Origin of the sequence: Afifella aestuarii (assembly GCF_004023665.1) — a bacterium.
Lineage (GTDB): Bacteria > Pseudomonadota > Alphaproteobacteria > Rhizobiales > Afifellaceae > Afifella > Afifella aestuarii.
This window is the reverse complement of the sequence record NZ_SAUF01000002.1, coordinates 615,400-633,010: the sequence shown is the minus strand read 5'-3', so window position 1 is coordinate 633,010 and position 17,611 is coordinate 615,400. Positions and strand designations below refer to the sequence as shown.

Sequence of the window (17,611 nt, the reverse complement as noted above, 5' to 3'; positions counted from 1 at the left end):
GGCTTCGGCATGCGCATCAGAAGGGCAAAGCCCGGCGATGCAGAGGCAGTGAGCGACGTCTTGATCGCATCCATCACCGGCCTCTGCGAAGCCGATCACGGCGGCAACCCTGCCAATATCAAACGATGGACGGCCAACAAGGCGCCCGGCATCGTGGCGGGATGGATCAAAGATCCCGCATCGACCTTCCTCGTGGCCGAGGAGGATGGCGAGATCGTCTGCGTCGGCGCCTTCAGAGGTGCCGAGATCCTTCTCAACTATGTGAGACCCGCGGCACGCTTTTCCGGCGCGAGCAAAGCCATGCTTGCCCATATGGAGGGGGAAATGCGCAAACAAGGTATCGTTGAGGCGCGGCTGACGAGTACGGCGACGGCGCACCGTTTCTATCGCTCGGCCGGCTGGACGGATGAGGGCGAACAAGGAAAGGCGATCGACTTCGCCAAGGCGCAGCCGATGTCGAAGCGGCTTTCCTGAGGTGAGCCTTTCCCCGCACCCCTTCCCGCCGCAATCCTGGGCCGGCATCGACGACGTCGTCATCGTCGGCGGCGGCCTCGCCGGTCTTTTCTGCGCCCTGAAACTCGCGCCGCGGCCCGTCACCATCATCACGGCCGCCCCGATCGGTGAAGGCTCGTCCTCCGGCTGGGCGCAGGGCGGCATCGCAGCCGCCATGGACCCGGGCGACACGGTCGAAAACCACGTGGCGGACACGATCGCGGCCGGTGCCGGCCTCGTCGAGGGCGCCATCGCCCGCGGCATGGCGGAAGAGGCGGCCGCCCGCATCCACGACCTTCTGTCTTATGGTGTGCCCTTCGACCGCGACCTCGAGGGCAAACTCACGCTCTCCCGCGAGGCCGCGCATTCGCATCGCCGGGTGGTCAGGGTCGGCGGCGACAGCGCCGGCGCCGCCATCATGCAGGCGCTCATCAGAGCGGTGCGCGAGACCTCCTCGATCCGCGTCCTGGAAGGTTTCGTCGCCGAAAGCCTGAAGGCGGAAGGCTCCTACGTCACCGGGCTCATTGCCCGCGACCGGCGCGGAGGGCTTTCGGCGCGCATGCTGTTGCCGACGCGTGCCATCGTGCTCGCCTCCGGCGGCATCGGCCATCTCTACTCCGTCACCACCAACCCCCAGGAGGCGCGCGGCGAAGGCCTCGGCATGGCCGCGCGCGCAGGCGCGCTCGTGGCGGATGCGGAATTCGTGCAGTTCCACCCGACCGCCGTCGATGTCGGTCGCGATCCGGCCCCGCTCGCCACGGAAGCGCTTCGCGGCGAAGGTGCGGCCATCGTCGACCGCAACGGTCATCGCTTCATGTTCGATATCCACGAGGCGGGCGAGCTTGCGCCGCGCGATATCGTGGCCCGTGGTGTGCATCAGGCGCGCCATTCCGGCCGGGGCGCCTTCCTCGATTGCCGCGAGGCCGTGGGAGCGGAATTTCCCGAACGCTTCCCGACCGTCTTTGCCGCCTGCATGGAGGCGGGGATCGATCCACGCGTGACGCCGATCCCGATCGCGCCGGCCGCCCACTACCATATGGGCGGCATCCATGTGGACGGGCTCGGCCGCAGCTCCCTTGATGGTTTGTGGGCCTGTGGCGAGGTCTCCTCAACCGGCGCGCACGGCGCCAACCGGCTCGCCTCCAACTCGCTTTTGGAAGCCGTCGTCTTTGCCGCCCGCATCGCCGAAGACGTGCAGGGGCTTTTGCCCAATCACCGTATGGTGCGCTGGTCGGATGAATCGACGGCCGATACGGCCGCCGGGCTTCCGAACGAAGACGCGCTGCTTGAACGGTTGCGCCGGCTCATGGATGCCGCGGTCGGCGTGGTGCGCAGCCGCCAGGGACTTGAAGCCGCACTCGCCGAAATGGACGCGATCCGGGCGACCGCCCGGCAGCCGAGTCTCCTCAACTCATTGACCGCCGCCAAACTCATCGCCGTGGCCGCCCTTCGCCGCGAGGAGAGCCGCGGCGCGCATTTCCGCTCCGACTTTCCGCATCCGCAACCCGAAGAGGCGCATCGGCGCTTTCTCACGCTCGCCAAGGCCGATGCGATCGCCAAGGGCGCCATCGCCGCTTTCCAGGAGACATCCCGTCATGCCAACCTCGCCTGAGCTGCCGGACCTGATCGTCGAGAAAGCCGTGCGTGCGGCGCTTGAAGAAGATCTCGGGCGCGCGGGTGACATTACGTCGCAGGCAACGATTCCCACCGGCCGCCGGGCGACGGCCACCATCGGGGCGCGGGCCGCCGGCACGCTCGCCGGCCTCGCGCTTGCCCGCAAGGCCGTCCTTTTGATGGACCCGGATGCAGAGTTTCGGCCGCGTGCGGCCGACGGCGACAGGCTTGAAGCCGGTGCCGTCATCGCAGAGATCTCGGCGGATGCCCGCGCGCTCCTCTCTTCCGAGCGCACGGCGCTCAATTTCCTCTGCCACCTCTCTGGCGTTGCGACCGCGACCGCCGAATTTGCAGCCGCCATCGCCCACACCAAGGCACGGATCACCTGCACCCGCAAAACCCATCCGGGCCTGCGGTCTTTCCAGAAATACGCGGTTCGCTGCGGCGGCGGCTCAAACCACCGCTACGGTCTCGACGACGCAATCCTCATCAAGGACAACCACATCGCAGTTGCTGGAGGGGTCAGAGAAGCCATTCGCAGCGCTCAGGAATTCGCCGGACATCTGGTCCGGATCGAGGTCGAGGTCGACACGCTCGAACAGCTTGAAGAGGCCCTGGAAGAAGGGCCCGACGTCATCCTCCTCGACAATATGGGTCCGCCGACACTTCGCGAAGCAGTGGCGATAACGCGCGGTCGCGCCACCTTGGAAGCCTCCGGCGGCATCACGCTCGCCACGGTTGGGGCGATCGCGGAAACCGGCGTCGACTATATCTCCACCGGTTTTATAACGCATTCGGCTCCGATACTGGATCTTGGCCTCGATATTGCGCTCTAAAGCACTTGTTGGCCTGAAGAAATCGTCGTTTGGCGGGGCTACTTCCCTAAGGGAATGAAGCGTTCTTTGCGCAACAGATGCCCTGAAGCCTGCGTTGTGCGGACCGGCTGAACGTTTTACAGCCGGTGTGGGACAACGTGTAAATCGACCAGGTTTCCGGAGGCACGATGACGAAGTGGGTATATTCCTTCGGCGGCGGAAGCGCCGAGGGCTCGCGCGACATGCGCAATCTTCTCGGTGGCAAAGGCGCCAATCTTGCAGAGATGGCCAATCTCGGCCTGCCGGTGCCGCCGGGCTTCACCATCTCCACCGAAGCCTGCAACTGGTTCTACGCCAATGGCCGGCAGATGCCGGAAGGCCTGCACGAACAGGTCGCCGAAGCGCTGGCGAAGCTTGAGAAGCTGCAGGGCAAGACCCTCGGCGGCGCACCGATGCCACTGCTTCTGTCGGTGCGCTCGGGGGCGCGCAGCTCCATGCCGGGCATGATGGACACGGTCCTCAATCTCGGCCTCAACGACGAGAGCGTCCAGGCGCTCGCCGAAAGTGCCGATCCGCGTTTCGCCTACGATTCCTATCGCCGCTTCATTCAGATGTACTCGGACGTCGTCCTCGGCGTCGAACATCACGATTTCGAAGCGATCCTCGAGCAGGAGCGCGAGGCACGCGGCTTCGAAACCGACACGCAGCTTTCCGCGGAAGACTGGCAGGTGGTGATCGAGCGCTTCAAGGCGCTCGTCATCGAGGTCAACGAAGGCCCGTTTCCGCAGGATCCGCAGGACCAGCTTTGGGGCGCGATCAGCGCCGTTTTCTCCTCCTGGATGAATAACCGCGCCATCACCTACCGCAAACTGCACGATATTCCGGAGAGCTGGGGCACCGCCGTCAACGTGCAGGCCATGGTGTTCGGCAATATGGGCGACACCTCGGCGACGGGCGTGGCGTTCACGCGCGATCCGTCCACGGGTGAGAAAGCGCTCTATGGCGAGTTCCTCGTCAATGCGCAGGGCGAAGATGTCGTCGCCGGCATCCGCACTCCCCAATATCTGACGGAGAAGGCCCGTGTTCAGGCCGGCAGCGATGCCCCGTCGCTCGAAACGCTGATGCCGGAATCCTTCAAGGAATTCTGTGCGCACGCGGACCGCTTGGAACGCCATTACCGCGATATGCAGGACATGGAGTTCACGATCGAACGCGGGACGTTGTGGATGCTGCAGACCCGCAACGGCAAGCGCACCACCCATGCCGCCCTCAAGATCGCCACTGGCATGGCCGAGGAAGGCCTGATCACGCAGGAAGAGGCGGTGATGCGCATCGAGCCGACGTCGCTCGACCAGCTCTTGCATCCCACGCTCGACCCCAAGGCGGAACGCAACGTCATCGCGCGCGGCCTGCCCGCCTCGCCGGGGGCTGCCAGCGGCGAGATCGTGTTCACGCCGGACAAGGCCGACCTTCTCACCAAGGAAGGCCATCAGGTCATCCTGGTGCGCATGGAAACGAGCCCGGAAGACATTCAGGGCATGGTGTCCTCGCGCGGCATCCTGACCTCGCGCGGCGGCATGACGAGCCATGCGGCCGTCGTCGCCCGCGGCATGGGCAAACCCTGCGTCTGCGGCGCCGGCTCGCTCAAGATCGACCACAAGGCCGGCACCATGATGGTGCTCGGCAAGGTCTATAAGGAAGGCGACGTCATCACCATCGACGGTTCCACCGGCGAGGTGATGGAGGGTGCCGTCGCGATGCTGCAGCCGGAAGTCTCCGGTGACTTCGCCACCTTGATGAAATGGGCCGATCAGGCCCGCCGCCTCGGCGTGCGGGCGAATGCCGAAACACCGGAAGATGCACGCGCAGCGCGCGATTTCGGGGCCGAGGGCATCGGCCTGTGCCGCACCGAGCATACCTTCTTCCAGGACGACCGCATCGTCGCCATGCGCGAGATGATCGTCGCGGAAGACAGGGAGGCGCGGCGGGCCGCGCTCGCCAAGCTTCTGCCGCTACAGCGCCACGATTTCTTCGAGCTCTTCAAGACGATGCGCGGCCTGCCGGTGACCATCCGGCTCCTCGATCCGCCCCTGCATGAATTCCTGCCGAAGGGCGAAAAGGAGATCGAAGAAGTTGCAGCGGCGATCGGCACGGAACCGTCTCGCCTGCGCGAGCGCATCATCGAATTGACGGAAGCCAATCCGATGCTCGGCAGCCGCGGTTGCCGGCTCCTGCTCCTGCATCCGGAGATCACGGAAATGCAGACCCGCGCCATTCTGGAGGCGGCGCGTGATGCCGCCCATCAGACCGGCGAACCTGTGATCCCGGAGATCATGGTGCCGCTCGTCGGCATGCTGCCGGAACTCGACAAGGTGAAAGAGGTCATCGACCGCACAGCCGAAGAGGTGAACGCCTCAAGCGAGATCAAGATCACCTATACGGTGGGCACTATGATCGAGCTGCCGCGCGCCGCTCTTCGAGCGCGGGAGATCGCCCAAAGCGCTCAGTTCTTCTCCTTCGGCACCAACGATCTGACGCAGACGACCTACGGCATTTCGCGTGACGATGCGGCCTCCTTCCTCGGCCATTATCAGGAGATCGGACTGATCGAGAAGGATCCGTTCATCACTCTCGACACCGAGGGCGTGGGGGCGCTGATTGCGCTCGCCGTCAAGGAAGGGCGCGTGACGAAGCCGGATCTCAAACTCGGCATTTGTGGCGAGCATGGCGGCGATCCCGCCTCGATCCGCTTCTGCGAAGAAGCCGGTCTCGACTACGTCTCATGCTCTCCGTATCGCGTCCCGGTTGCACGGCTCGCCGCCGCCCAGGCGGCCCTTGGCAAAAAAGCAACAAGCTGAATCTTCTTTCCGCATGCAAGGCTGGGGCAAGGAATTGTCAACTTCTTGCCCCATTCCGCCGCGATACGGCAGCCCTGGTCGGATGGACCTCTGGGCAAAGGGGGGATCGTCGGGCAGACGGGTCGGACGCCAAGTGGAGCGACCCGATTAACCGGTTGTAAACCGCGATTTGTTTTTCTCGTTCGTGAGGGCGAGAGCGGAACGCGAGCGATTCGCGCGGCGAAAACGCTTGTGCCCGACAAAGAGGTTTCTTCATGGCAGTATGGCGCGGCGTACGAAGGACTTGGCGTTCCGCATCGACAGCGGGACTGCTCGGTCTGGGCGCCCTGGTCGCCGCGACGTCGCCAATCGCCTATCAGGATGCTGCGGCCATGATTTCGGGCGATCTGCCCGACCAGCGCTGGCAGACCCGTCTTGAGGCGATGTCCGTCGGCAATATCCAGAACGCATCCCTCACTCCGGGATCAGGCATGGGCGACGCCCGCACCATCCCCGTGCCGGCGCTCGGAAAGGGTGCGGAAGTCGCCGTTCCGAGCCCGGAAGGGCCGCTCACCACCGAAACCGTCAATCGCGACCGCAAGGGCGATCTCTTGATGACGCGCTCGCCGGTTGCGCGCAAATCCGACAAGCTGCCGGCCGCCGGCCAGCTTTGGAACATGGACGACATCTTCTCTTCGCGCGACGGCCAGGATCTGCCGAAGGTCGCGTTCGCCAATGCGTCCGATCAGGATATGGCGGGACTGATGGTCGCCTACTCCCATTTCATGCAGAAGCACGAGACGACCACGCAGGACAACGGCATCATGCTCGCGCGCAGGGACAGCATCCCCGCTGACGCAGCGCTCGTGGCTTATGCTCCCACCGGCGACGGTCTCGATGCACCGTTCGACGCCGTCATCGGCTCGGCCCCTGCGACGGGCCAGCTTGGCGATCTCGGCACGCCACGCGTGAAACCGGAGGAGACGCCCTCTCTTTGGGATTGGATGCGCGGTCGCCATCGCACCAAGCCTGAGCATGCGTGGATGCTCAACACGCTACCTGAGAGCGTCAAAAGCGAAAAAGAACAGGCCTGCCTGTCGCGCGGCGTCTATTTCGAGGCCCGCGGTGAGAGCAAGCTCGGCCAGATCGCCGTCGCTCAGGTGATTCTCAATCGGGTGAAGAACCCCGCCTATCCGAACACGATCTGTGGCGTCGTCTATCAGAACAAGAACTGGCGCAATCGCTGCCAATTCTCATTTGCCTGCGACGGGATTCGCGACCGAATCCGATCGCCCTCGGCCTATGAGCGCGCCAAACAGGTCGCGCTCGACGTGACCGAGGGAAAAGCCTGGCTTGAGGAAGTGGGCGATTCCACCCACTACCATGCCACCTATGTCCGGCCCCGGTGGGCGAGCAGCATGAAGCGCACCGACCGCATCGGCCGCCACATCTTCTATCGAACCTATGGCGGCGGCTGGAGCTGATCCAACCTATCAACGTCGTGCCGCCGGCTTCGTTCCGGCCCCACCGATTTTTTTAAGAGCCCGATTTCTGGGAGCCGTTTGGGCAGCTCTGCCGACAGACGACAGAGCCAGCCCCGATTCTAAAAGGCTCTTTGCGTGCGCGTTCTTCCGCTCAGCTCTCGCGGGCGAAATTGACGCTCACTTTGCCGAGTTCACCGAAATCGCCGGTCACCGTGGAGCCGGGTTCCGGCACCACGATGCCCATGGTCGTTCCGGTCAGCACCCAATCCCCTTCCTGAAGCTGCAGACCCCGCTCAGCGAGCCTTTCGGTCAGCCAGAGAAGCGAATTGAGCGGCCCACCCATGACGGCCGCTCCCGAGCCTTTGTTCGTGACGACGCCGTCGCGAAGCCCCGAGACGGCCACCTCGGCGAGATCGTGGTTTTCCCAGTCCTTGACCTGCGGACCCAACACGAAGGCACAATGGGCGCCGAAATCGGCAAGAACCGCCGGATAGCGCGTCAGGCCTTCGCCTTCGGTGCGGCGGCCCGCAACTTCCAGAGCGAGATGACAGGCCGCAACCGCCTGACGCAGGCTCGCCGGATTGGGCTTGGTATCAAACACCGGATAGGTCTCGCCGATGCGGAAGGCGAATTCGCATTCGACGCCGCGGTAGTGCTTCTTCCAAACGAGCGTGGTGCCGTCGCGGCTGAGATCGCTCTCGACCATGGGCGCAAACCACGGGCCTGGCGCACCGGTCGCCTTCTGCGCCGCCTCGCTCGTCGACCCGACCTTGTAGCCGATCCGGCGCCCGCCATAGAACACACCGGCGGCAGCCAGGATATCTTCCGCAGCCTCGGCCTGATCGATGGCCGTAATATCAACGGCTGCATATTCTCCCGACACCCGCGCCGCAGCCAGCGACTTGGCGATATCCTCTTTGTTCATCCCAGCTCCAATTCAGAATCTCTCAAAAGCAAGATAAGGTCTTTTCGTTTTCCGCCTCGGAAAGTCTCAGGTTATCCTCGCTTTCTTTGCGGGATAGGCCTCATGACGATGCGCGGTCAATCTGCCGGCTCAGGCAATCTGGTGTCCGGCACCGGACATGCCGCCCTGCCATGGGCGATCATCGTAGGCGGTTGCGCGGTGGCGCTTCTCACCTTCGGGCCGCGATCCCCCTGCGCGGCCAGCCGCGCCATCAGCTCAAGCCGGGAGAGACCGAGCAGAGCGTCGCCGAAGCCCTCACCCAGGCGCTCCGCCACCGCAGCTTCGTGCTTCTGTTCTGTGGCTTCTTCGTCTGCGGCTTCCAGGTCGCCTTCATCACCGCGCATTTTCCGGCCTATATCGCCGATCTCGGCCTGTCGCCGCGCTGGGCGGTGATCGCGATCAGCCTGATCGGCTTCTTCAACATCATCGGCTCGATCGCCTCGGGCGCCATCGGCGAGCGGCACTCGAAACCGATCTTCCTCGCGCTGATCTATCTCGCGCGCTCACTCGCCATAACGATCTTCCTCTTGGCGCCGCCCAGCCCCGCTTCGGTGGTGATCTTCTCCGTGGTGATCGGACTCTTGTGGCTGTCGACGGTGCCGCCCACCAATGCGCTCGTCGCCATCATGTTCGGCACGCGCCATCTCGGCCTGTTGGGCGGGATCGTCTTCCTCTCCCACCAGATCGGCTCCTTCCTCGGCGTCTGGCTCGGAGGCTATCTCTATGACAAGACCGGCTCCTACGACGAAGTCTGGTGGCTCGGCGTGGCGCTCGGCCTGTTTGCGGCCGTCGTGCACTGGCCGATCCGCGAGCAGGCGGCCGAGCCGCGTTTTGCCTCGTGACGGCAAGCTGATCGGACAGCGAAAACCTGCCTCCCTCTTGTCCCCTTGCGCGGCGGCCTCATCTGCGCAACGTGACCGCGACAACAGGGAGATCCCCCAATGGCCGAAACCTTCAAAGCCATCCTGATCGATCGGGACGAAGACAAGAAGCAGTCTCTATCGCATGTCGATCTGACGACCGACGACCTCATGGAAGGCGACACGCTCGTCCGCGTCACGCATTCGACTGTGAACTACAAGGATGCGCTCGCCGTCACCGGCAAGGGTCCGGTCATCCGGCGCTGGCCGATGATCCCGGGCATCGATCTGGCAGGCGAGGTCGTCTCCTGCGATACCGGCGCCTTCAAGCCCGGCGAGCGTGTGATCCTGAACGGTTTCGGCCTCGGCGAAACGCATTACGGTGCCTATGCCGGCATGGCCCGGGTGAAGGCCGACTGGCTCGTCCGCCAGCCCGAGACGCTCTCGGCAGCAGAGGCGATGTCGGTCGGCACGGCCGGCTATACGGCGATGCTGTGCGTCATTGCCCTTGAACGCCATCAGATCACGCCGGATCGCGGTCCGGTGGTCGTCACCGGTGCCACCGGCGGGGTCGGCTCCGTTGCGACAGCCCTTCTCGGCAAGCTCGGCTATCACGTGATCGCCTCGACCGGACGCAGCGAAGAAGCCGATTACCTCAAGAGCCTCGGCGCCTCCGAGATCATCGACCGCAAGGAACTCTCTGAACCCGGAAAACCCCTCGGCAAGGAGCGCTGGGTCGGCGGCGTCGATGCTGTCGGCTCCGTGACGCTCGCCAATGTGCTCGCCCAGACAAAGTACGGCGGGGCCGTCGCCTGCTGCGGCCTTGCCGGTGGCATGGATCTCCCAGCCTCCGTCGCACCGTTCATCCTGCGCGGCGTCTCGCTTCTCGGCATCGATTCGGTGATGGCTCCGAAAGCGATCCGCGAACTCGCCTGGCAGCGGATTGCGAGCGATCTCGACCGCGAGAAGCTCACCTCGATCACACGCGAAATCGCATTTTCCGACATCGAGCAGGCAACGTCCGATCTCCTTGCCGGCAAGGTGCGCGGCCGGCTTGTGATCAATATCGCCGCCTAGCCAGCTAACGAGCGGTAACCAAATTGGGCCTCATGTGTTGTGGGAGGCGTCGTGTCTTCCGTGAGGCCCAAAATTGCCCTCGTTCCACCCGGTTGTGGCGGTTCCCGCCCGCAATGAAGAAGAACGCCTGCCACAGCTGATCGGGGCTCTCGCCCGGCAGACCTGGCTTGCCGGCGGGCACCGTCTGCCCGTCGTCATCGTCTGCAACAATTGTACAGACGCCTCTACCGCCGTCGCACGCGCGGCCGCGGTGAGCGCCCCGCACATCGCGCTCAAGCTCATCGAAGTGACGCTCACGGGCAGCGACAACCATGTCGGCGTTGCCCGCCGCATGGCGATGGAAGAGGCCGCAGCCAGCGGTGCCACCGTCATCCTGACGACCGATGCCGACGCGAGGCCGGCCCCCGATTGGGTGCTCGCCAATCTGATCGCCCTGCGCAAGGGTGCCGATATCGTCGCCGGCCACCTCGTCGGCGACGAGGAGGAAGAACGAAGGCTCGGCCCCGGCTTCATGCGGCGCGCCCGGCTCGTCGCCCGTTACCAGGAGCTTCTCGACCGTCTCGCAGCCCTGATCGATCCCCTGCCCTACGACCCCTGGCCACGCCACTCGGACCATACGGGCGCCAGTCTCGCACTGCGGACGGAGCTCTATCGCGCGCTCGGAGGTCTTCCAGCAGTGCCCCACCGCGAAGACCTCGCGCTCGTCAGCCGCGCCCGAGCGCAGGGCGCCCGGCTCAGGCATGCGCCGGACGTGGAAGTCATCGTCTCGGCGCGTCTTGAAGGCCGCGCGAAGGGAGGCATGGCCGATTGCATTGCCGCCTGGCTTGAGGAGGAAGAAGCCCACCGGCCTCTGCTTGTGGAAGCGCCGGAACGTGCCGAGGCGCGCTTCCGGCTTCGTCGCCGCCTGCGGGATCTCGCAGCTGCCGACGGCACCTGGCGGAACGCTTTGACGGAGCAGACGCTTTCCAACCTGCCGGTTTCGGCGGCCGAACCACCTCTTGCGCTGATTGAAAGGCTGGCCGGCGACGAGCCGGACGCGCCGCGCACCATGCCGGTCGAAGAGGCGCTGTCTTACCTTGAGGAGCGACTGAACCATGCTGCAAACAGCTTCGCGGCCTGAACGCGCGCCCGATCAGTCTGAACCGCTCGATCTTGGCATACTCGCAACCAAAATCGGCGCCGAAGCGGCCCGCCACGACGCGGCAGGCTCGTTTCCGGCGGAGGGTTTCGCCATCCTCGCCGAGGCGGGTCTCCTCTCCGGGCCGCTTCTGTCGGCGGAGCGAATGGAGGATCTCCTCTACCTGCTTGCCGCCGTCGGGCGCGGCGATCTCAATGTCGGGCGCATCTTCGAAGGCCATGTGAACGCCCTGCAGCTCATCGCGCTGTTCGGCTCGAAGGCGCAAGAAAGCCATTATCAGGCAGAGGCGAGGCTCGGTCGCATCTACGGCGTCTGGAACACGGACGCGCCGGGCAAGCCGCTCATGCTCGAAGACGGTGCGTTGGTCGGCGCCAAGAACTTCGCCTCGGGCGTCGATGGTCTCTCGCACGCCATCGTCACGGTGGAAGAACCGGAAGGCCGGCAAATGCTGATCGTGCCGGTCGATGAGAGGCCTGTCGATCGCAGCTGGTGGCGGCCGCTCGGCATGAAGGCTTCCGGCAGCCATGTCGTCGATTTCTCGGGTGTCGAGGTCGCGCCGGAATGGTTTCTCGGCCGGCCAGGCGATTATGTGCGCCAGCCCTGGTTTTCCGCCGGCGCCATCCGCTTTGCTGCCGTTCAGCTCGGCGGAGCGCATGCCGTTCTCGATGCCGCCCGCGCGCACCTGATACGGACGGGACGCGCGGATAACCCTCATCAGGCGCACCGGCTCGGCGAGATGGCGCTTGCGATCGAGGGCGGCTACGGCTGGTTCGCCCGCGCGGCGGCGGCCTGGTGCCGTGGTTGCCTCGGGACGCCCGCGGAAGCCGAACAGGAGCAGGCGATCGCCACCGCCAATGCCATGCGCCTTGCCATCGAGAAGCTCGCCATGGACGTTCTCTCAACGGCAGAACGGGCGGTGGGCGCGGCGGGGCTGATGCAGCCGCATCCACTGGAGCGGCTCGACCGCGACCTCAGAACCTATCTCCGCCAGCCCAATCCCGATGGCGCGCTCACGGCCGTGGGCGAGGCGCTTGCCGAAGAACGCTTCGTCCTGGGGAGACCTCCCCACGACATCCGGTGCGACTGAGGTCCCGATGACGCCGCGCGCCGCAATCGATCCGGACGGGTTTGAAGCGAAATTTCGCCACGACATCGACCCCTGGCGCTATCGAAGCTCCTCCTTTGAAGAAATGAAGCGCCGCGATCTCGTCGCTGCGGCCGGCAGCGGGCCTTATGCGCGCGGGCTGGAGCTCGGCTGCGCCATCGGTGTGACGAGCCGGGCGCTCGCCCCTCTCACGCTCCGACTTCTCGCGCTCGATGCCTCGCCAACGGCGCTTGCCGAAGCGAGACGGGAATGTGCTGACCTCGCCTCCGTCCGCTTCCGCGAGGCGGTTTTGCCGCGCGATCTGCCGAGGGGCGAATTCGACCTCATCGTCGCCTCGGAGGTCGCCTATTATCTCAGTGACGCCGCGCTTCGCCGGCTGGCCGCGGAGCTTCCGACCCGCCTTGCACGCGGCGGGCGCATCGTCCTCGTGCACCATGTGCGACCTTTTTCGGACGCGGCGGTACATCCGGCTCTCGCGCACGGATTCTTGCGGAAAAATCTCGAGCGGCAGCTTGTGCCTGTCTGGCACAAAGCCCGGGCGCATTACCGGGTGGATGCGCTCATCCGCCCGTGACGCCTGCCGCGATTGCGATTTCGGCTATTCCTTCAGGACCGTCGTGATGTCCGGCGCGTCGACCGCTTTCATGCCGACGACGTGATAGCCGGCGTCGACATGATGCACTTCGCCGGTGACCGCACGTCCCATATCGGAGAGGAGATAAAGCGCCGACTGGCCGACATCGTCCGGTGTGACGGTGCGGCGGAGCGGGGCGTTGTACTCGTTCCACTTCAAGATGTAGCGGAAATCGCCGATGGCGGAGGCAGCCAGCGTCTTGATCGGGCCGGCGGAGATCGCGTTGACGCGGATGCCGGACGGGCCGAGATCGACGGCCAGATAGCGCACGCTCGCCTCGAGCGCCGCCTTGGCCACGCCCATGACGTTGTAGTGCGGCATCACCTTTTCGGCGCCGTAATAGGTGAGCGTCAGGATCGAGCCGCCATTCGGCATCAGCTTTTCGGCGCGCTGTGCGAGCGCCGTCAGCGAATAGCATGAGACGTAGAGCGACTTGTTGAAGTTCGCCTCGGTCGTGTCGATGTAGCGCCCGTCGAGTTCATCCTTGTCGGAATAGGCAACCGCATGGACGAGAAAATCGAGGCCGCCCCATTCTTCGCGGATCGTCTCGAAAACGGCGTCCATCGTCGCGCCGTCCGTCACGTCGCAATGGCCGACCACCAGCGCGTCGAGCTCTTTGGCAAGCGGTTCCACACGCTTCTTCAGAGCGTCGCCCTGATAGGTGAGCGCAAGCTGCGCCCCGGCGTCGCGCGCTGCCTTGGCGATGCCCCATGCAATGGATCGATTGTTGGCGATTCCGAGGATCAGTCCGCGTTTACCCGCCATGATGCCGTTTGCTGCGGTCATATTTCTTCCGTTTGCTTTGCCCTTCGCGACGCCCGGCGTCCCATGAAGGGTGCCGTAATGGCACGGGATTCTGAGTGCCGCAAGCAGGGCTTCACCTCCTGACGCCAGCTGCTAATGTCGCTGCGATGAACGACACCCCGACCCAACAGGCCGTCGTCTCGGCCCTATCTGCCATCGTCGGCGAGACGCATGTCCTCACCAGGCCTGAGGAAACACGGCCTTATTGTGTGGAATGGCGCGATCTCTATTTCGGCGTGCCGGCGGCTGTCGTCCGGCCGGCGTCGCCCGATGAAGTCGCAGGCATCCTGCGCTTTGCCAACGAGACCGGCGTGCCGATCGTGCCGCAAGGCGGCAATACCGGGCTCGTAGGGGCTCAGGTTCCGGACGAAAGCGGTCGCGAAGTCGTTCTGACGCTGGAAAGACTGAAAGCGATTCGCGACGTCGACCGGGACGGAGCAACCCTCGTCGCCGAGGCGGGTGTCGTCTTGGAAGAGATCCAGAAGGCCGCGAGCGAAGCGGGTCTGTTCTTTCCTCTGTCGCTCGGCGCACAGGGCTCCTGTCGCATCGGCGGCAACATCGCCACCAATGCCGGCGGCACGGGCGTACTCGCCTACGGCAACACCCGCGATCTCGTTCTCGGCCTTGAGGTGGTCATGGCCGACGGCACCATCTGGAACGGCCTGCGCCGCCTCAGGAAAGACAATACCGGCTACGATCTGAAACAGCTTTTCATCGGATCGGAAGGCACGCTCGGCGTCATCACGGCGGCGTCCCTCAGGCTCTTTCCGGCCCCCAAAGGCCGCGCCGTCGCCTTTCTCGCGGTCGAAGATCCTGAGACCGCCCTCACACTGTTTCGCCGGTTTTCGCAGACAGCTGGCTCGGCTCTGACCGGCTTTGAGCTGATGCCGCGCCTCGGGATCGACTTCGTGCTCCGGCACCAGGAAGGCACGCGCGATCCGCTTCAGGCCCCCTATCCATGGTACTGCCTCGTCGAGATTTCCTCCGGTCGCAGCGAGGCGGAGGCGAGCGAGCTGATGGAGACGACGCTCGAAGCCGCGTTCGAGGCGGAGGAAGTGCTCGATGGCGCCCCGGCAGCCTCCCTCGCGCAGGCGGCCGAATTCTGGCACATCCGCCACACGATGAGCGAAGTGCAGAAGAAGGAAGGCGGCTCCATCAAGCACGACGTCTCCGTGCCGGTCGCCAAGATCCCCGAATTCTTGAAGCGCGCATCGGCGGCCGTCATAGAGGCCGTGCCCGGCGCGCGCCCCCTGCCCTTCGGCCATCTCGGCGACGGCAACATCCATTACAATGTGAGCCAGCCCGTCGGCGCCGACCGTGAAGAATTCCTCGCCCGCTGGGACGAGGTGAATACGATCGTCCACGGCATCGTCGGAGAGCTGTCCGGCTCAATCTCCGCCGAGCACGGTATCGGACGGCTGAAACGCAAACTCCTCGCGGAGGTCAAAAGCGGGATCGAGCTCGACCTCATGCGCCGGATCAAGACGGCCTTCGATCCAAACGGCATCCTGAACCCGGGACGCATGCTGTGACGTCGCTTTCGATCGCTGAGTTCGACAGCGGCGATATTGGGGGCAAAGACGAAGACGCGCTTGTCGCCCTTTTCGAGCGCGCCGGCCTGACCCGCCCCTGGAACGACCCGCGCCAGGATATCCGCTTCGCCCTTGCCGCACCGGCGAGCACGATCCTCGTCGGACGCCGGCCTGAGGACGAGCACCTCGTCGCCTCAGTGATGGTCGGCCATGACGGGCATCGTGGCGCCGTCTATTACGTCGCGACCGACCCCGATTGGCGTGGCCAGGGTTTCGGCCGGGAGATGATGGCGGCGGCCGAGGCATGGCTTGCGGCAAAAGGCATCTGGAAGCTCAACCTGCTCATCCGCGGCGATAACGAAGTCGCCAAAGGCTTTTACGAAGCGCTCGGCTTCCACGCCCAGGACCGCATCTGCATGCAGAAAGAAATCCCATCGGCGGAAAAGCCACAAGCCGATTAAAGCAACCGCTGCTGCACCGGCTTGGCCGGTGGCGCCTCCTCTTCCTCCGAAACAGGCTCGATCAGGCCCGCATCGTCGTCAGCGACACGGTTGACGCGCCGTGACACAGGCGTCGCGTGCAATGCCTCCGCCCCGAGATCGGTGAGGATCGACAAAGCCGCATCGGTCGTCTCCTCGCCCGAAAGCCAAAGCGCAAAATTCTCCGGCGCGATCATCGCCGGGCGCCGATGATGCACCTCGTCGAGCGGCGCTTCGGCCGCGACCGTGATGATGGCGGCGGTGTCGATCTCGCTTCCGTCCGTGCCGATCCAGGTTTCCCAGATCCCGGCGAAGGCGACCGGCCCGGCCGCCTTGGGCGCGATCCAATAGGGTTGCTTCGGGCCTTTGCCGCGCGCCTGCCATTCGTAGAACCCAGAGGCCGGGACGAGGCAGCGGCGCCTGCGAATGGCGTTGCGAAATGCCGGCTTTTCGCGGATATCCTCCGCCCGCGCATTGATGAGGAGCGGAAAGCGCGTCGTGTCCTTGACCCAGGACGGCAGGAAACCCCAGCGCATCGGGACGCCTTCGACGCCGTCGAAGCCCTGGCGGATGACGACGATCGGCTGCGTCGGGGCGATGTTGTAGCGGGGCGGCAGGAGACGCTCGTCGAAGACGGCGAGGTTGAAAAGCTCCTTGATGACGTCGGCCGGCATGGCCAGAACGAAGCGTCCGCACATAGGCTCTGTGTATCAGCGCCATGCGGCAAAAGGGAGAGCGGATGACAAAGCCGGGCACGAGTTCAGAACGACCGGCCACCGATCCTGTCGATGGCGCGAGCATCGTGCTTCTCAAGCGCACGGCCGTCCTCCTGGTCCGCCGCAGCAAACCGCCCTTCAGCGCCATCTGGAGCTTCCCCGGCGGCCATGTGGAGCCCGGCGAAACAGCAGAAGCAGCGGCACGCCGCGAGCTGATGGAGGAGACGGGACTTCCGGCCGGCCCCCTCGTCTCGCTCGGACGCCATGAGACGGGCGGCACCCCATCGAAACGCCTCGAAGTCTTCACCGGCCATCATTGCGGCGGCGAACCCGCGGCTGGTGACGACGTCGACCGCGCGCTCTTCGTGCCCTTCGAGGAGGTCGGAGGGCTGCCTCTCACGCCCGGCGCGATCGCATTCATCGCACACGCCATCGCCGCAGGCGCCGCACATAAGGAGGACGGGGCATGTGCCCTGGCATCGTCTTGAAGCGAGAAAGACCCCGGCGCATGATCTCAAGGATGCGGCGTCTTTCTTTTCTTCTGATCCTCGTGATTTTGACCTCTCTCGGGGTCGGCCAGCCTTGCATCGGCTTCGTCGGGGAAGCCGTTGCGCAGGAAGGTGGCGACGCCGCGGTTTCGCAGCAATCCTCCGAACCGCCGCCTCCGATCTACGAACCGAAGCTTCTGCGCCTGTCGGAGCTTCTGGGCGCCCTCTATTTCCTGCGCAATCTCTGCGGGGCGGAAGACGGGCCCGCCTGGAAGGCCGATATGGAGGCGATGCTCGCCGCCGAGGCGCCGGGCCCGGAGCGCAAGGCGCGCCTCGTCGGACGCTTCAACCACGGCTTTGAAACCTACAACGCCGTCTATGAGACCTGCACGCCGGCGGCCGAGGCGAGCATCGCCCGCTATCTGAAGGAAAGCGCGGAGATCGCCTCCGATATCCGCACCCGCTACGGGCAGTAAAGGCCGCAGCCGGGAGACGGAAACCAGCGGGGCGTCCTGCCGGAATTTGCGAGCTGCCTCGCTCTCGCCATCGAATCCGGCAGATATTCACGATGG

The 17,611-nt window shown here is 65.0% G+C and carries 16 protein-coding genes and 1 pseudogene; 14 read left to right on the top strand and 3 right to left on the bottom strand.

Going from position 1 to position 17,611, the window contains the following annotated elements; all coding sequences use genetic code 11:
* Window positions 1-9: 9 nt before the first annotated feature.
* The 5 genes from EO094_RS11335 to EO094_RS11315 all read left to right on the top strand — a co-directional run bounded on the left by EO094_RS11335 (window position 10) and on the right by EO094_RS11315 (window position 7,242).
* Window positions 10-474, top strand: coding sequence for a GNAT family N-acetyltransferase (locus tag EO094_RS11335; RefSeq protein ID WP_128292407.1), 465 nt, complete (start codon window positions 10-12; stop codon window positions 472-474).
* Window position 475: 1 nt separating this feature from the next.
* A complete protein-coding gene (locus tag EO094_RS11330) occupies window positions 476-2,104 on the top strand; it encodes an L-aspartate oxidase (protein WP_246008474.1) in 1,629 nt (542 codons plus the stop codon).
* The gene (nadC, locus tag EO094_RS11325) at window positions 2,088-2,942 is read left to right on the top strand and encodes a carboxylating nicotinate-nucleotide diphosphorylase (protein WP_128292405.1); all 855 of its coding nucleotides are present in this window, start codon (window positions 2,088-2,090) and stop codon (window positions 2,940-2,942) included. The genes EO094_RS11330 and nadC overlap by 17 nt, the downstream gene beginning before the upstream one ends.
* Window positions 2,943-3,109: 167 nt before the next feature.
* Window positions 3,110-5,779, top strand: coding sequence for a pyruvate, phosphate dikinase (gene ppdK, locus EO094_RS11320; RefSeq protein ID WP_128292404.1), 2,670 nt, complete (start codon window positions 3,110-3,112; stop codon window positions 5,777-5,779).
* A 254-nt stretch (window positions 5,780-6,033) separates the two neighbouring features.
* Entirely contained in the window at window positions 6,034-7,242 is a 1,209-nt protein-coding gene (locus EO094_RS11315; protein ID WP_246008473.1) for a cell wall hydrolase, read from the top strand.
* Between the two features lie 151 nt (window positions 7,243-7,393).
* On the opposite strand, the gene EO094_RS11310 is transcribed toward EO094_RS11315, so the two are convergent.
* Window positions 7,394-8,167: a 2-keto-4-pentenoate hydratase gene (locus EO094_RS11310; RefSeq protein ID WP_128292403.1), complete on the bottom strand. Its 774-nt coding sequence runs from the start codon at window positions 8,165-8,167 to the stop codon at window positions 7,394-7,396.
* Window positions 8,168-8,388: 221 nt separating this feature from the next.
* Between EO094_RS11310 and EO094_RS11305 the strand changes: the two are divergent.
* The 5 genes and pseudogenes from EO094_RS11305 to EO094_RS11285 form a co-directional block, all read left to right on the top strand.
* Window positions 8,389-9,048, top strand: a pseudogene (locus EO094_RS11305) (MFS transporter); the annotation flags it as partial.
* A gap of 99 nt (window positions 9,049-9,147) precedes the next feature.
* Window positions 9,148-10,143 (top strand): acrylyl-CoA reductase (NADPH), encoded by a 996-nt coding sequence (gene acuI, locus EO094_RS11300; protein ID WP_128292401.1) that lies wholly within the window; start codon window positions 9,148-9,150, stop codon window positions 10,141-10,143.
* Window positions 10,144-10,216: 73 nt separating this feature from the next.
* Window positions 10,217-11,263, top strand: a complete 1,047-nt coding sequence (locus EO094_RS11295) for a glycosyltransferase family 2 protein (protein ID WP_128292400.1) — start codon at window positions 10,217-10,219, stop codon at window positions 11,261-11,263.
* Window positions 11,238-12,368, top strand: a complete 1,131-nt coding sequence (locus EO094_RS11290) for an acyl-CoA dehydrogenase family protein (RefSeq protein WP_128292399.1) — start codon at window positions 11,238-11,240, stop codon at window positions 12,366-12,368. Before EO094_RS11295 ends, EO094_RS11290 begins: the two co-directional genes overlap by 26 nt.
* 7 nt (window positions 12,369-12,375) lie before the next feature.
* Window positions 12,376-12,960, top strand: a complete 585-nt coding sequence (locus tag EO094_RS11285; RefSeq protein WP_164879637.1) for a class I SAM-dependent DNA methyltransferase — start codon at window positions 12,376-12,378, stop codon at window positions 12,958-12,960.
* Between the two features lie 24 nt (window positions 12,961-12,984).
* On the opposite strand, the gene fabI is transcribed toward EO094_RS11285, so the two are convergent.
* Window positions 12,985-13,806, bottom strand: a complete 822-nt coding sequence (gene fabI / locus EO094_RS11280; protein ID WP_128292397.1) for an enoyl-ACP reductase FabI — start codon at window positions 13,804-13,806, stop codon at window positions 12,985-12,987.
* A 125-nt stretch (window positions 13,807-13,931) separates the two neighbouring features.
* Between fabI and EO094_RS11275 the strand changes: the two genes are divergently transcribed.
* Both EO094_RS11275 and EO094_RS11270 read left to right on the top strand, forming a co-directional pair.
* The gene (locus EO094_RS11275; protein ID WP_128292396.1) at window positions 13,932-15,356 is read left to right on the top strand and encodes an FAD-binding oxidoreductase; all 1,425 of its coding nucleotides are present in this window, start codon (window positions 13,932-13,934) and stop codon (window positions 15,354-15,356) included.
* Complete coding sequence (locus tag EO094_RS11270) at window positions 15,353-15,817, top strand: GNAT family acetyltransferase (RefSeq protein ID WP_246008472.1); 465 nt, start codon at window positions 15,353-15,355, stop codon at window positions 15,815-15,817. The genes EO094_RS11275 and EO094_RS11270 overlap by 4 nt, the downstream gene beginning before the upstream one ends.
* On the opposite strand, the gene EO094_RS11265 is transcribed toward EO094_RS11270, so the two are convergent.
* Complete coding sequence (locus EO094_RS11265; protein WP_128292395.1) at window positions 15,814-16,533, bottom strand: SOS response-associated peptidase; 720 nt, start codon at window positions 16,531-16,533, stop codon at window positions 15,814-15,816. The two genes, EO094_RS11270 and EO094_RS11265, sit on opposite strands and share 4 nt — an antisense overlap.
* A 41-nt stretch (window positions 16,534-16,574) precedes the next feature.
* Between EO094_RS11265 and EO094_RS11260 the strand changes: the two genes are divergently transcribed.
* A complete protein-coding gene (locus EO094_RS11260) occupies window positions 16,575-17,039 on the top strand; it encodes an NUDIX hydrolase (protein WP_128292394.1) in 465 nt (154 codons plus the stop codon).
* Window positions 17,040-17,071: 32 nt separating this feature from the next.
* Complete coding sequence (locus EO094_RS11255; protein ID WP_164879636.1) at window positions 17,072-17,515, top strand: TIGR02301 family protein; 444 nt, start codon at window positions 17,072-17,074, stop codon at window positions 17,513-17,515.
* Window positions 17,516-17,611: the final 96 nt, after the last annotated feature.